Here is a 14698-nt window from a genome sequence, read left to right as displayed (position 1 = left end):
TTTAATAAAGTCAAAAGAACATTAAAAGGCTTAGGGGTGTAAAAGATGAAAAGAGCTAAGTTCGCATTGTTCATTACGGTTTCATTCCTTATCAGGCTTATACCTCACAGGACTTTGCTACTGGCAGTCTATGACGAGTACCTCCATAGAGATTTGACGTTAAGAATTGTTAACAGTGGGATAGGAGTTCTTTCCAGGGATTTAGGTTCGCTCTTGGGTCTTAAAGCCTACAGCTATCCTCCTCTCTTTCATATAATGGGCGCTCTCTTTTATGAAATCTTCAAGAGTGATTATGTGTTCTTCATTCTACCTGCAGTCTATGGTACGCTTTCATTGATAGCCTTCTACCACCTCTCCGAGGAAATTCTAGGAGAAGAGAAGAAAGCTTTTCTGGCAACCCTTTTGGTGGGCTTTGCTCCGAATTTTCTTTATAGAACCAGCCTGTATATCCCTGAGAATCTTGGCATTTTTCTTTTCACATTGGGTCTCTGGCTGATAATAAGGTTTCTTAAAACCAGAAGGACAAACTACCTAATATACTTAGGAATCCTGCTTCCGGTCTATATGATCACCCACAGAGGGTGGGTGTTCTTTGTTGGAGTTGGAATATTAATGTTCTTTGTGTACTTTATCCCATGGGTGAAGAGGCATCTCCACTATTTGGCAGTTTTAGCCTTTGCAGGTCTTGCTCTTTATTATGCTCCCATAAGTGGGGAGTTCATAAGGGGCCTTATATCCAGAATGCCAAGGGAAGAGGTCACGGCTTTGGGCTATGTGAAGTGGATTGGAGTTGTTCAGCTGATTTTTGGAGTTCTGGCAACTAAGAAGTATTTCGAGGGAGATCCAATTAGACGAGGGTTGGCTTTGTGGGCTTGGACATTCATGATCTTAGGTAGCATAGCGTTTAGGTTTAGAGATCCTTATGCTTCTCTTCCCCTTTCAGTAATGGCGGCAGAGTATTTAGTGGATGATGTGTTTCCAAGACTCCGCTTAATTCTTGAAAAAATAAGTGCGGATATGAGTGGATTGGGTGCAAACGTGTTTAGGAGAGCTCTATTGAGCAGAAAAGCTGTTTCCATTTTGATGGCCTTGCTCATTGTTACACCCATTGTGCAGGGGGCTTACTCTTCATACGCCTATATAACTCCTCCAACGGTAAAGGACAAGGAGGCGTTTGAATGGATAAAGGAAAACACTCCAGAAAATGCCGTGTTTTTGGTATGGTGGGATCTTGGGTATCTTTTAATAGGTAACACCCATAGAAAAGATGTTGTAATGTGGAAGAAAGTTTACCAAGGATTTTTTGAAAAAGCTCCAGATACGCAGGAGGCAAAGAAGGCCTATGCGGATCATGTTGTCATGTTCAGCTCAACTCAAAAGGAAAGGGTTTATCATCTGATGAAGCTCTACAATGTGAGCTACATCTATGTAGATAAGTATCGCAGGGCTTATGGTCTGATAAAGTACGGCTTAATGGAATATGCCCCTTACGATACCCATTTTAAGACCCTCTTTGTTAACGGAAATTCGGAGATTTATAAGTTCATCTCAAATCCTCCTCTATTACCAGAGGATCAGGACAAAATACGGTATTCCGGAGAATATGAAACCCTTGTTAACTTTCTGGAAAAGTTCTGGACGGGATATAATTACGCAGATTTTGACGATGGATACAAGGGAGACTACTTCCTCAACGCAAGGATAGCCAGACTCTATGCCTACCTCTATCAGAAAACGGGATATGAGAAATTTAAGGAAAGGGAGGAGTGGTTATTGGAGTGGCTCGCGTACAAACAACTCGATAATGGTGGCTTCCCTGAAGGTGTTCCACCAAATGACTTTACTCTGTATACTGCCTTTACATTGGAGCCTCTAAAGGAAATGCCGTTTGAGGGGAAGAAGAAGGGGATAAGGTATCTTGAAGAGAGAATTAAAGACGATTACGTAATGACAACATCAAAAGATGATAAAGGAGATCTCTTTGCTGAGGCCCAGATGCTCCCAATACTCTATGAGTACGGCCTGCTTAATGAGACCGTGCTAAATAACATAGTAACAAAAATCCTTAAGGAACAAAAGAAAGATGGGAGCTGGAAAGGAAGCTTGGGAGGAACAATAGTGACAGCTTTTGGCCTGGCAAGATACTACCAGATAAGTGGAGACGAAAGGGTTTTACCCGCAATCAAAAAAGCAGCAGAATGGATCAAGGAGCAACAAGAAGAAAACGGGCGTTTCAAAGGGGAGAAGGGATACGGCTATTCTAGAGCAACCTATGCAAATGTTTTATTTGTGTACCACATTGTCGGAATGACGAAAGAGGAGGAGCAGATGCTCCACATTATTAGGAACACCTATGATCTTAACAAGGAACCAAGGCCTCTCCAAGCCACATTGGATATTTTTAGGGCTTTGGAATATGCATATGGCACGAAAAATGCTGTTGAAAGCCTTAGTGAGATTCTTTCGTTACAGAACTTTTAATTTTTAACCTTATGGCCTCATTATTTTATGGGTTCAAAAGCCATCTTTGGACAGTTAATTTTAAATAGGCTCTCTCTATATCACCCACGGTTATTCTAAAAAGGAGGGATCGAGATGGCGTACAAATTCATAAAATGGTTTGAGGAATTGAGGAAAGAAGACGTCCCCCTTGTGGGCGGAAAAGGTGCAAACCTTGGAGAAATGACAAATGCTGGGATCCCAGTTCCACCAGGGTTCTGTGTTACAGCTGAGGCATACAAGTATTTTGTTGAAAACGTTAGGGTTGAAGACGGAAGAACTCTCCAAGAGTGGATTATGGATGTTATAAGCAAAACCAATGTTGATGACAGCAAGCAGCTCCAAGAGAACACCGCTAAGATTAGGGAAAAGATCATCTCGCTTGAAATGCCTGAGGAAATCGCCAAGGAGATTGAGCAAGCTTATAAGGAGCTCAGCCAAAGGTTTGGCAAAGATGAGGTTTATGTGGCTGTTAGGAGCTCTGCTACAGCAGAAGATCTCCCAGAGGCCTCATTTGCTGGACAGCAGGAGACCTTCTTGGATGTTCTTGGTGCGGATGATGTTAAGGATAAGGTAAAGAGATGCTGGGCTTCACTCTGGACTGCAAGAGCTACCTTCTACAGAGCAAAGCAAGGATTTGACCACTCAAAGGTTTACTTGAGTGCTGTTGTTCAAAAGATGGTTAACAGCGAGACAAGCGGTGTTATGTTTACAGCTAACCCGGTTACAAACGATAGAAATGAGATAATGATCAACGCAAGCTGGGGACTTGGTGAGGCTGTTGTTAGCGGTGCTGTAACTCCAGATGAATACATTGTTGAAAAGGGCACTTGGAAGATTAAGGAGAAGTTCATTGCCAAGAAGGAGATAATGATTGTTAGGAACCCAGAGACTGGCAAGGGGACAGTAAAGGTTCCAGTTGCTGAGTACTTGGGCCCAGAATACGTTGAAAAGCAAGTCCTCACCGATGAGCAGATAATCGAAGTTGCAAAGATGGGTGCCAAGATCGAAGAACACTACGGATGGCCGCAGGATATTGAGTGGGCCTATGATAAGGACGATGGCAAGCTCTACATCGTCCAGAGCAGACCTATTACCACACTCAAAGAGGCCGAGAGCGCTGCTACCGAAGCTGCTGAGACTGAAGAAGCAGAGGTCATTCTCAAAGGTCTTGGTGCCTCACCAGGTATCGGTGCCGGTAGAGTAGTTGTTATTTTTGATGCCAGTGAGATCGACAAGGTCAAGGAAGGAGACGTCCTTGTAACAACAATGACCAACCCAGATATGGTTCCTGCAATGAAGAGGGCCTCTGCTATTGTCACTGACGAAGGTGGAAGAACCAGCCACGCTGCTATAGTCAGTAGAGAGCTCGGCATCCCAGCTGTTGTTGGTACCAAAGAGGCTACCAAGAAGCTTAAGACCGGTGATTATGTCACCGTTGATGGTACTAGGGGTGTCGTTTACAAAGGCATAGTTAAGAGCCTCGTTGAGAAGAAGGAAGAAGCTGCGGTAGCCGCTGGTGGTCAGGTAGTAGTTGCTGGTGCTCCGCTTATCACTGCAACCAAGGTAAAGGTTAACGTTTCAATGCCTGAGGTTGCCGAAAGGGCTGCAGCAACTGGAGCAGATGGAGTTGGTTTGCTTAGAGCAGAGCACATGATCCTCAGCATTGGCCAGCACCCAGTTAAGTTCATCAAAGAAGGAAAGGAAGAGGAACTTGTCGAAAAGCTTGCTGAGGGCATCAGAACTGTCGCAGCTGCCTTCTATCCAAGACCAGTGTGGTACAGAACACTTGATGCTCCAACCAACGAGTTCAAGGAGATGCCCGGTGGAGAAGACGAGCCAGATGAAAGAAACCCAATGCTTGGATGGAGAGGAATTAGAAGAAGTCTTGACCAGCCAGAACTGCTCAAGGCTGAGTTTAAGGCTATTAAGAAGGTTGTCGAAGAAGGTTACAACAACATCGGTGTCATGCTCCCACTTGTGGGCCACCCAGAGCAGATCAGGAAGGCTAAGGAAATTGCCCTTGAAGTCGGTCTCGTTCCACACAAGGACGTCGAGTGGGGTGTTATGATAGAGGTTCCAGCAGCAGCTCTCATCATAGAAGAGCTCGTCAAGGAGGGCATCGACTTCATAAGCTTCGGTACAAACGACCTTACCCAGTACACCCTTGCTATCGATAGAGACAACGACAGAATAGCTTACCTCTATGATGAGACTCACCCAGCGGTGCTCAAACTCATCAAGCACGTCATTAAGGTCTGCAAGAAGTACGGAGTTGAAACCAGCATCTGCGGACAAGCTGGAAGCGATCCAAAGATGGCCAAGATACTCGTCAGGCTCGGCATTGACAGCATCTCAGCTAACCCCGATGCAGTCGAGCTCATCAGGAAGACCGTAGCCCAGGAAGAGCAGAAGATCCTTTTCGAAGCAGCTAGGAAGAAACTCTTTGGAGAAGAAGACGAATTCGAGTTCTGAGCTCTCTAACCTCTTTTCTTCTTAATCTTTGTAAACTTCTGCCTGCGGATAATTTATCCATAATAAGCTTTTTATAGTAACGTTTCGATTTCCATTTGACCATAAAGCGACCACTTTTAAGGATGAAACAAGAGCACTAGGGGGTCAGAATGGACGGAGAAAAAATTCAAGCAATGAGACAGGAAATAGTAGAGGGCAACATAGAAAAAACAATGCTGAAGCTAGCCTATCCTTTAATAATCAACAACATGGTTCAAGTTCTCTATAACCTCACAGATACTTTCTGGCTGGGAAAGTTAGGTACAGAAGAACTATCCGCTCCAGGAACCGCTTGGCCTCTTGTGTGGTTTTTTATGAGCATTGGAATGGGTTTTGCAACTGCTGGTTTTGCCTTTGTGAGCCAGTATATTGGAGCTAAGGATTACGAAAAGGCTAACAGGGCTGCTGGAGCGTTGTATTCTTTGATGATGTTTTTTGCTCTCTTTGTGGCCATTTTTGGACTTTCGATAGCCCCTTTTGCCCTTAAGTTTATGAAGGTCACTCCTGAGGTTTATCCCTTTGCTTTGAACTATATTAGAGTGATTTTCATAGGCATACCTTTCTCCTTTACTTTGTTTGCATTTAACTTCCTCCTCAGAGCGGTTGGAGATACAAAGACTCCTGTGAAAATCAACATGTTCACTGTGTTCCTTAACATTATTTTGGATCCTCTGTTGATTTTTGGCTGGTTGGGGTTCCCAAAGCTTGGGGTTATAGGGGCTGCCGTAGCAACAATGTTTTCAAACAGTGTTGGCTCTTTGATTGGAGGATATCTACTGTTTAAGGGAAAAGTGGGAATCCATCTTACTTGGGAGAATCTCAGGCCGGAGTGGGACTTTTATGCTAGGATTTTTAGGGTAGGATTGCCTTCGAGTGTGGGCTTCTCCACGGATGCCTTCGGTTTTGTTGTACTTACGAGGATAATCTACATTTACGGAACCGTTGCCTTTGCTACCTATACCATAGGAAACCGCCTTACCAATTTTATGTTCGCTATAGCCAATGGGATAAGCCAAGCGATGGGAACTATGGTGGGTCAGAATGTTGGTGCTGAGAAATACGAGAGGGCAAAGAAGATAGCAGAGAGAGCTATGCTGACCAATTTAATTGTCCTAACCATCGGAACTGCCATAGTGGTAGTATTTAGAGCCCAGATCTTTGGATTTTTTGTCAAAGACGAGAGGGTCTTAGCAGAAAGTGCTAAGTTTGTTAAGTATTTTGCATTTTCCTTGCCATTTTTTGGCATTTTTTCTGCTGTAAGCAACGTATTTCAGAGCTCAGGACATACTAAAAAGAGCATGATACTGGGCATGGTAAGGCTGTGGGTACTTAGAATCCCCCTTGCATACACCCTTGGGAAGTTTATGGCAGACACAACAGGAGTATGGCTTGGAATGGGTTTAAGCAACTTTCTAGCAGCATTAATTGGCTTTACTTGGTTCCTTAAGGGGAGCTGGATGAAGAGAATTATAGACCATTAATCTTATATATTAACGCTTCGATAGGTATTTTTACCATGGCCAGAATAGAGGAAATGAGAGCGGAAATTCTGGAAGGGAATATCGAGAAAACTCTTTTCAAGTTATCCTGGCCATTAATCCTCAACAACCTCGTCCATGTCCTTTATAACATAACCGATACTTTCTGGCTTGGAAAAATTGGAAGAGAAGCTCTTTCTGCTCCAGGTGTTTCTTGGCCTCTAATTGGAACCCTCATGAACCTCGGCCAAGGATTTGCCGTTGCTGGTTTTGCTTTTGTTGGACAGTACATAGGGGCAAATCTATATGATAAGGCTAATAGGGCTGCTGGAGCATTGTACTCTTTAGTTCTCTTTTTTGCTTCCCTTACAGCAGTTTTGGGGTTCCTCATAACTCCCAAGGCCCTAGAATTTATGAAAGTTACTCCAAATGTTTATCCTTATGCTCTCACCTATGTTAGAATAGTTTTCTTGGGGCTTCCTTTTTCTTTTATGGGCTTTGCTTTTAGTGCTCTGATGAGGGCCACTGGAGATACAAAAACTCCAGTAAAGATCAACATGTTTACGGTATTTCTGAATGTAATTTTTGATCCTATTTTGATATTTGGTCTTTTTGGGCTTCCAAGGCTTGGCGTTGCCGGAGCTGCTGTGGCAACTGTTTTCTCAAATACCCTTGGCTCAATAATTGGGGCATACCTTCTCTTTAACGGAAAAGTTCCCATACACTTAACACCAAGGGAGCTTAAGCCGGATTTTGAATTCTACAAGCGCATTTTTAAGGTGGGGTTGCCATCTGGAATAGGACAATCTGCAAACAGTTTTGGTTTTGTCATGCTTACAAGGATAATATTTGGGTTTGGAGATGTCACTTATGCGGCTTATACTATAACGACACGCTTAGTGAACTTTCTTACCAGCATTTCTAGGGGAATAAGCATGGCGATGGGAACCATGATAGCCCAGAACGTTGGTGCTGAGAAATACGAGAGGGCAAAGAAGATAGCAGAGAGAACTATGGTTATCAATCTTCTAATAGCTACAAGTGCTGTTGTAGTTATAGGGATTCTAAGGGTCCCAATATTTAGGGTTTTCCTCAATGATGATGAGGTAATAAAAGAAAGTGCAGTCGTTTGGAAGTATTTCCTCACATCCGTTCCCTTTTTCAACGGCATTTTCGTTGTGGTAAACAACGTCTTTAGGGCATCGGGACATACAAAGAAAAGCATGATTTTGGGAATTCTGCGGCTTTGGGGATTAAGGATTCCACTTAGCTATACTTTGGGTTATATACTCTTGGGATCTTCCATTGGGGTTTTTCTGGGCATGGGTCTCAGCAATATCGTCGCTGGAATATTCGCTTTTGCATGGTTTTTAAGAGGAACATGGATGAAGAGAATTATAGATGAAGGGTGAAGTGCCAAAATATTTATATCCTGAACAAGTTTCTATATAGATTGGGTGTTTAGTATGGAGTTCAGGAAGATACAGTTTACTGGACGGAGCTCATATATAATCTCACTTCCAAAAAAGTGGGTTAAGGAAAATAACTTAAGGCAAGGGGATGTAGTTCCGATAGTGATCAATCCCGATGGATCTCTGCTAATACTTCCTAAAGAACCCAAAGAGGTTAGTGAAAGTAAAGAACTTGTAATCTCTAAAGATATTTCCCCTGACATGGCGGTTAGACTTTTGATTTCTGCCTACATACAAGGGTATGATATTATTGATGTAAAATTTACCGAGGATATGCCCATCTATAAGGTAAAGATACGAGGGACAATTCAGAATCTTCCGGGATTGGAAATAATCTTGGAAGAACCCCTTAGAATTACAAGCAAAAGCCTATTGGCGGATGAGGAGGTAAACCTAAAAGAGATAATAGAGAGACTAACTTCTATCCTAATTTCAATGATAGAGGATCTAATGCTTATAAGTGAATTTGAGAAGAAAGAAGTTCTCAGAGATATCAACGGCCTAGAAAATGAACTGGATCGCTTTTATTTCCTAACGCTGAGAGCAGTGAATAAAATACTTTCTGGAGGCAGCATAGTGAAGGATGGAGGGCTTATCAAGAGAAATTTTGACCTTCTGGGGGTTCTCTTCATAGTGCGCAATATTGAGAGAATAGGGGATCACATGGTCAGAATCGCTGAGAACTTTGATCCAGATTTAGATATTGCGTACTTGAAGGAAATACTTCAAAAAGTCATGGCTCAGATAGCCCAGAAAGATCTAAAAAAGATTGATGAAATAATGCTTGAATTAAAGGCCCATATAAAATCGATAGACTACAGAAAATCTGTTGCTATGGACAGCTATCGTAGAATACTGGAATATCTTGAGAACATAGGAGAGACAATAATAAATATGAGTCTAAGCTAATGAAACTTCTCTCTTTCCGTTTCCATAATGCTTTTAACCTTTCGAAGACATTACGTAATGGTGGTTCTAATGGTTGCGATTATTGTTCACGGTGGCGCCGGCACAATAAAGAAGGAAGATCGGATTCCCAAAGTTCTTGAAGGGGTTAGAGAGGCTGTTTTAGCGGGATGGAAAGAGCTAAAACGAGGATCTGCTTTGGATGCCGTTGAAGAAGCCATTAAAGTATTGGAGGATAATCCGATATTCAACGCTGGGACGGGTAGTGTTTTGACCTTGGATGGAAAAGTGGAAATGGATGCTGCTATTATGCGTTCTAATCTTGAGGCTGGTGCTGTAGCGAGCATATGGGGAGTTAAAAATCCTATAAGCGTGGCAAGAAAGGTTATGGAAAAAACTGATCATGTTCTCCTTGCCGGAGAAGGGGCCCTTAAGTTTGCCCGTCTGATGGGATTTGAGGAGTACAATCCTATAACTGAAGAGAGGGTTGAACAGTGGAGGAAGCTTAGACAAAAACTCCTTGAAGATGGGAACATTCCCCACTGGAGAAAGATTAGTGAGCTGATAAAGGAATATCCTGAAGTCCTAAGAAGTACTGTCGGGGCAGTTGCCTTTGATGGGCAAGAAATAGTGGCTGGCACTTCTACGGGGGGAGTTTTCTTGAAAATGTTTGGAAGGGTTGGAGATACCCCGATAATAGGAGCCGGAACTTATGCTAATGAATTTGCTGGGGCTTCGTGCACTGGACTTGGAGAAGTTGCCATAAAGCTTTCTCTTGCAAAAACCGCTACAGACTTTGTTAGATTCGGCCTGAATGCACAAAAAGCTAGCGAAGCTGCCATAGAACTTGCAACTAAGTACTTTGGGAGAGACAACATGGGGATAATCGTGGTTGATAGAGAAGGGAACATAGGCTTTGCCAAAAACACCAAGCATATGAGTGTTGCATACATGAAAGACGACATGGAGAGTCCAGCTGTGGAGATTTAGGGGGTAAAAGATGAGAAGAAAAGACTTATGGCTTCTTCATTTTTCGACACTTTTCTTCTTCTTGGGCTATATTCTAGTGGCACCTCTAATCTCCCCCCTTGCTATAACTTTTGGTGCCAGCCCATTCTTAGTTGGCATCGTAGCCTCCGTGTCCTCAATATTCGCCTTCGTACTGAAGCCCGTAGGGGGTATCTTGGGAGACAAGGGAAAAAGCTTTGAGGTAATGATGGTAGGCACGGTCCTTGGTGCTGTTGCAGGGGGGTTTTATCTTCTCTCTTTTTTCATGCGAAGTTTGACTATTTTTGCCATAGGAAGGGCAGTGCATGGAGCTGCATCAGCATTTTTCTTTCCCTCCTCCCTCTCAACTGCCATAAACCTAGCTCCTAAAGGAAGAGTCGGGGAAACTTTGGGATGGAGGGGAACAATGTTTTCCCTAAGCCAGCTCATTGGTCCGGCTGTGGGAGGAATAGTTGCAGATTACTTTGGATTTCATTCTGCCTTTGTTCTCGCAATCTTATTCTCTTTAGTGGGCTTTCTATTTGTTTTAAACGCATATAAGGAAGTTAGAGCTAAGATACAGTTCAAAGAAAGCGAAGAAAAGAAGGGTTCTTACAGGGATCTGATTAACATGTCTTTTGTTGGTGCTTCGATTTCACTTTTCTTTATGGTCTTCGCTTATAGTGGTATGTACACGTTTCTCCCGGCATACTACAAGATTGTTGGATTAGGCACAAGTATCTTTGGGATATATGCGAGCATCATGGGTGGTTTTAGCCTTCTCACAAGGGTTTTTGGTGGAAGGGAAGCAGATAAAAGGGGGCCAATTCCAGTAGCTTCTTCAGGATTGCTGCTAATAACATCTGCTTATGCTATCTTATTTTTCTACCTTCTACCCCCGGAAGCATATCTAAGCGCGGTTATTCTGGGAATGGGGTTTGGACTGGCTGTTCCCTCTCTTCAAATGCTGGCTTTAGCTAATCTCCCCAAGAATATTAGAGGGTTAGGCTCGAGTGTCTATACAATGTTTTTTGATTTGGGCTATCTTTCTGGGCCTTTAGTTCTTGGTTACCTAGCGGAAATTGAAGGCTACAAGTCAATATTCCTTTTCCTACCTATGCTAACATTTTTATCTCTATTTAACCTCATATTGCTCAGGATGCTTGGGAGGAAAAGACTATGAAAATAAGGGTTTCATATGGAACCGCAGTTGTCTTAGGGCTTAAGAAGGGAAAAATGTTTGCAAAGCCCACGACGGCGTATTTCATGACGTATTATGATGGGAGATGCTTAAACAATTGTGCCTTTTGTGTTCAGGCCAGAGGGAGTAAGTCAAATCTGGAAAAGCTTTCGAGGATAACTTGGCCTGCATTCGAGTTAAAGGAAGTTGTAGAAAAACTAGAAAGTTCAAAATTTGCGAGAATATGTCTGCAAACTATAGATTATCCAAATTTAAGGGAAGACGTCTTAAAGATTCTAAAAGCTTTTTATCCATTAGGTCTTCCAATTTCCCTCTCGATAACCCCTGTCGATAAAAACTCTCTTAGAGAGTTTCGGAGACTTGGAGTGGATTACATTGGTGTTGGAATAGATGCAGCAAGTGAGAGAGTTTATAGCCGAGTAAAGGAGTCTATGTACTCCTGGGAGGAAATGTGGAAATTTGTTGATGCAGTTATTGATGTTTTTGGGGAAGGGAAGGCATTTGTTCATTTGATCTTTGGATTGGGCGAGAGCGAAGAAGAGTTCTTACAAGCAGTTCAGAGGGCGTATGATTCAAAGGCTAAAGTTTCGATTTTTGCGTTTACTCCAGTTAAAGGAACTATATTGGAAAACCAGACTCCTCCGGATCCAAATAGATACAGATTAATGCAGATTGGGGTTTATTTAATTGAAAACCAGATAGCAAGGGTTGAAGAGTTTAAGTTTGACAATGGAAGACTAATGGATTTCGGCCTTTCCAAAGAAGAGCTTTTGAAGGTTCTCGATGAGAGTGCCTTTATGACTCATGGCTGTCCCGGGTGTAATCGGCCGTATTACAACGAGAAGCCAAGCAGAGAACCATATAACTTTCCGGTAAGACCTGAAAAGAGGCAGTTTGAAAGATTATTGGACAAGCTATTCCATGAGTGATTCTATAACCTCCTTGAGTTTTTCTGAGCTTATATCTTTGGCCAAGACCTGTGCTTTTTTAACATCCCCCTTTGTAAGGGCATCCAATGCCAGTACGAACATTTGGAGGTCTCTGTTAGTAGATGTTTGCGGGAACAAAATCTCCAGCCTATCTCTGATTAGGTCAAATTTATTATTCTTCTTGATTATTGCGAGAACGTTTTTTAGTCTCTCAACTCCGAGCGAAAACATTTCTTCATTTGAAGCATTCAGAAGTGCTCTAATTGAGCACTTTACAGCACCGCTGTAGTTGCCCTCTTCTATAAAAGCCTCGACCAAGCCAAAGCAGGCTTCAAAATAAATCCATGGATAAGAGCCCTTTGAGAGATGCATGACCTCATCGAATTTCTTTTTTGCAGCCTCAATTTTTCGTTCGTTTAATGCTCTTTGAGCCTCCTTTAAGAGGGTTGCAATGACCTCTTCTTTCTTTGTCATCTTTTACGCCTCTTTCAAGCTCTTTTTAAAGGCCTCTTCAAATTCTTTCCAAACCTCATCCCAATTTTTTTCTACCCGCCATTTTCGTTTAAACGAATTCAGGAGCACTCTGAGGTCTCTTTCCAGATAGTACTTGGCATCTGGAAAAGCCGTTGTTAAATATTGGGGCCAGTCTATTATTAATATATCCCCATTCTTTTTAAGAACTATGTTGTAAAGGCTCATATCGGAGTGAATTATCCCGAACTCAACAATCTTTTTATACTCTCCCAGAACTTTGTCTAGTATCTCTGATGCTTCCTCTTTTGTCAAATCTGTATCTGCAAGCTCTATAAGCTCAACCCCTTCTATAAATTCCATAACAATCGCATGTCTGTTCCACGCAAGGGGTTTTGGAACTTTGGCTATTGGGCTCAAGAGCTGAAGGGCTTCATACTCTCTCTGGGCAACAAGCCTTGAAATATAGAGCCATGATATATGCCTTTTGTCGGTAAAATCGGGTCTGTAGAGCTTTATTCTTGTGAAACTTGTTCTTCCTATCCGATTAAATTTAACGGCTACTTTTTCTTCATTCGGAGTTATCCCCACATAAACATCTGCCTCTTTCCCTACTCCAATCTGTGTCTGGCTTATCGCCTTTATAATCCCCTTTTTAGCAAATGCTCTTATTGCCAAAGCGTCGTAGCCGTGAATCGTGAGCTGGTAGCCAATATAACCTATGTCGCTTCTTCTCCTAACGAGCCCCCAGTTGTCAAGCTTTCCCAGTCTGTAAGATGCAGTTTCAACATCAACTCGGGCGAATCTTGCTACGATCTCTAAGGGCACCCACTCATAGTGGCGCATATTAAGCTCTACTCCCCTGAGTATCCTAAAATCGAGATCTTTGAGATTGGGATATACTTCGAGTGCAAGAAGTTTGCTTACCATGGTCCTCACTCAGCCCTATATTGTTTCCTTTTTATATTTAACTCTTCGATAATTTTTTAAACGTTCAACCTTTCACCTCAAAATATGCAGAAAAAACTTCTCCTACTGCTCTCTCTTGGGTGGATATTCAACTATGCCCATAGAATGGCTATTCCTCCCCTTATCCCAATAATCAAAGAAGAGTTAGCCATAACAAACGCCCAGGCTGGGCTTCTCATGACATCCCTTCTTCTCCCCTATGCGTTAATCCAAGTCCCTGCTGGTTATTTTGGGGACAAGCTCGGAAGGAAAAAGCTCATAGTCATTAGCATCGTTGGCTATTCATTAGCAAGCTCCTTGGCCATTTTTGCTCGGCAATACTGGCATCTTATTGGGATCAGGGCTCTCTACGGGATTTTTGCTGGTCTCTACTATGCCCCAGCCACCGCTCTCATAAGTGAGATATATAAGGAGAGAAAGGGCTCTGCGTTGGGTGTTTTTATGGTTGGTCCCCCAATAGGGACTGCCATTGCTCCAGCAATTGTTATCCCAATAGCCTTATCTCTAGAGTGGAGGTATTCGTTTTTGATTCTCTCACTTATGAGCCTAACAGTTGGAATAGCGCTTATGCTAATAATCAAAGGAGAGGTAAAGCAAGTTGAACGACCAAAGTTCACGGTGCCTAGGAAGGTATTTAGCTTGAGTATCATGAACTTCATAGTCCTAGCGGCCTTCTTTGGAATGCTAACTTTTCTTCCAGACTTCTTTGTGAACAAAGGCAGAAGTGTAGAAGAAGCTTCTTTTTACTTTTCTCTCCTTTCGATGGTGGGGATTTTTGGTTCCATTGCTGGAGGAGGTGTGTATGATAAGATCAGGGAAACCAGCCTTCTCTCTGTTCTTGTGCTTAATGCCCTCTTGTCTTTTCTGTTAGTGAAAACAGCTTATCCCATGCTGGTTTTGTTATTGGGGTTGTTTTTTTACTCCGTTGGCCCGATAGTAACTGCCTACACAAGCGAACATGCAAGTGAGGAAAATCTCGGCACTGTTATGGGTTTTGTGAACATGATGGGGTTTTTTGGAGCAACTGCGGGGCCCTATTTTGTAGGGCTTTTGATCGATACTGCAGGCTATGAAATAGCGTTTTATTCAATTTCAGGGATGTACCTGTTAAGTTTCTTAATTCTCTGGTGCTTTCGATGAGAAGCATTTGCTAATTCCTATGGTTTATTTCTTTTGGTTATACTTTTGTACATCTAAGCCTAAAATCAGTCGTTGGTGGGATTTATTTGAACCGTGATGTTGGTTTCTGTTGTTTGAAGAATATATAAACAA

11 protein-coding genes are annotated in these 14698 nt (G+C 42.5%); 9 read left to right on the top strand and 2 right to left on the bottom strand.

All coding sequences use genetic code 11. The features are described 5' to 3' along the window. The first annotated feature begins 45 nt into the window (after nt 1-45). From ACZ5NL_RS04355 to ACZ5NL_RS04320, 8 genes are all read left to right on the top strand, one after another. Nucleotides 46-2481 (top strand): glycosyltransferase family 39 protein, encoded by a 2436-nt coding sequence (locus ACZ5NL_RS04355; RefSeq protein WP_464843118.1) that lies wholly within the window; start codon nt 46-48, stop codon nt 2479-2481. 114 nt (nt 2482-2595) lie between these two features. Continuing rightward, the gene (ppsA, locus tag ACZ5NL_RS04350) at nt 2596-4974 is read left to right on the top strand and encodes a phosphoenolpyruvate synthase (RefSeq protein WP_464843117.1); all 2379 of its coding nucleotides are present in this window, start codon (nt 2596-2598) and stop codon (nt 4972-4974) included. A gap of 149 nt (nt 4975-5123) precedes the next feature. Then, nucleotides 5124-6494, top strand: coding sequence for an MATE family efflux transporter (locus ACZ5NL_RS04345; protein ID WP_464843116.1), 1371 nt, complete (start codon nt 5124-5126; stop codon nt 6492-6494). 35 nt (nt 6495-6529) lie between these two features. Then, on the top strand, nt 6530-7903 hold the full coding sequence (locus ACZ5NL_RS04340) for an MATE family efflux transporter (RefSeq protein ID WP_464843115.1): 1374 nt from the start codon (nt 6530-6532) through the stop codon (nt 7901-7903). Nucleotides 7904-7957: 54 nt separating this feature from the next. Further along, nucleotides 7958-8872 (top strand): AbrB/MazE/SpoVT family DNA-binding domain-containing protein, encoded by a 915-nt coding sequence (locus tag ACZ5NL_RS04335; protein WP_464843114.1) that lies wholly within the window; start codon nt 7958-7960, stop codon nt 8870-8872. 69 nt (nt 8873-8941) lie between these two features. Further along, on the top strand, nt 8942-9859 hold the full coding sequence (locus ACZ5NL_RS04330) for an isoaspartyl peptidase/L-asparaginase family protein (RefSeq protein ID WP_464843312.1): 918 nt from the start codon (nt 8942-8944) through the stop codon (nt 9857-9859). Nucleotides 9860-9869: 10 nt separating this feature from the next. Continuing rightward, on the top strand, nt 9870-11039 hold the full coding sequence (locus ACZ5NL_RS04325; protein WP_464843113.1) for an MFS transporter: 1170 nt from the start codon (nt 9870-9872) through the stop codon (nt 11037-11039). Continuing rightward, nucleotides 11036-11986, top strand: coding sequence for a radical SAM protein (locus ACZ5NL_RS04320; RefSeq protein WP_464843112.1), 951 nt, complete (start codon nt 11036-11038; stop codon nt 11984-11986). The genes ACZ5NL_RS04325 and ACZ5NL_RS04320 overlap by 4 nt, the downstream gene beginning before the upstream one ends. Here ACZ5NL_RS04320 and ACZ5NL_RS04315 read toward each other — a convergent pair. Further along, complete coding sequence (locus ACZ5NL_RS04315) at nt 11972-12460, bottom strand: hypothetical protein (protein WP_464843111.1); 489 nt, start codon at nt 12458-12460, stop codon at nt 11972-11974. The genes ACZ5NL_RS04320 and ACZ5NL_RS04315 overlap by 15 nt on opposite strands. A gap of 3 nt (nt 12461-12463) precedes the next feature. Next, complete coding sequence (locus ACZ5NL_RS04310; protein WP_464843109.1) at nt 12464-13387, bottom strand: RIO1 family regulatory kinase/ATPase domain-containing protein; 924 nt, start codon at nt 13385-13387, stop codon at nt 12464-12466. An 84-nt stretch (nt 13388-13471) separates the two neighbouring features. Here ACZ5NL_RS04310 and ACZ5NL_RS04305 point away from each other — a divergent pair, with 84 nt between their 5' ends. Further along, nucleotides 13472-14566 carry an MFS transporter gene (locus ACZ5NL_RS04305; protein ID WP_464843107.1) on the top strand — a complete coding sequence of 365 codons (1095 nt, stop codon included), beginning with the start codon at nt 13472-13474 and terminating at the stop codon, nt 14564-14566. Nucleotides 14567-14698 lie beyond the last annotated feature (132 nt).

The organism is Thermococcus aegaeus (assembly GCF_055393685.1).
The sequence above is the reverse complement of the archived record's forward strand: the minus strand, read 5'-3'. Positions and strand labels throughout refer to the sequence as shown.

What these genes read in the sequence shown, in the direction of transcription:
- ACZ5NL_RS04340 (WP_464843115.1), top strand. Translation starts at nt 6,530, where the DNA reads ATGGCCAGAATAGAGGAAATGAGAGCGGAAATTCTGGAAGGGAATATC.
- ACZ5NL_RS04335 (WP_464843114.1), top strand. Translation starts at nt 7,958, where the DNA reads ATGGAGTTCAGGAAGATACAGTTTACTGGACGGAGCTCATATATAATC.
- ACZ5NL_RS04310 (WP_464843109.1), bottom strand. Translation starts at nt 13,387, where the DNA reads ATGGTAAGCAAACTTCTTGCACTCGAAGTATATCCCAATCTCAAAGAT.
- ACZ5NL_RS04320 (WP_464843112.1), top strand. Translation starts at nt 11,036, where the DNA reads ATGAAAATAAGGGTTTCATATGGAACCGCAGTTGTCTTAGGGCTTAAG.
- ppsA (WP_464843117.1), top strand. Translation starts at nt 2,596, where the DNA reads ATGGCGTACAAATTCATAAAATGGTTTGAGGAATTGAGGAAAGAAGAC.
- ACZ5NL_RS04355 (WP_464843118.1), top strand. Translation starts at nt 46, where the DNA reads ATGAAAAGAGCTAAGTTCGCATTGTTCATTACGGTTTCATTCCTTATC.
- ACZ5NL_RS04345 (WP_464843116.1), top strand. Translation starts at nt 5,124, where the DNA reads ATGGACGGAGAAAAAATTCAAGCAATGAGACAGGAAATAGTAGAGGGC.
- ACZ5NL_RS04325 (WP_464843113.1), top strand. Translation starts at nt 9,870, where the DNA reads ATGAGAAGAAAAGACTTATGGCTTCTTCATTTTTCGACACTTTTCTTC.
- ACZ5NL_RS04315 (WP_464843111.1), bottom strand. Translation starts at nt 12,460, where the DNA reads ATGACAAAGAAAGAAGAGGTCATTGCAACCCTCTTAAAGGAGGCTCAA.
- ACZ5NL_RS04305 (WP_464843107.1), top strand. Translation starts at nt 13,472, where the DNA reads ATGCAGAAAAAACTTCTCCTACTGCTCTCTCTTGGGTGGATATTCAAC.
- ACZ5NL_RS04330 (WP_464843312.1), top strand. Translation starts at nt 8,942, where the DNA reads ATGGTTGCGATTATTGTTCACGGTGGCGCCGGCACAATAAAGAAGGAA.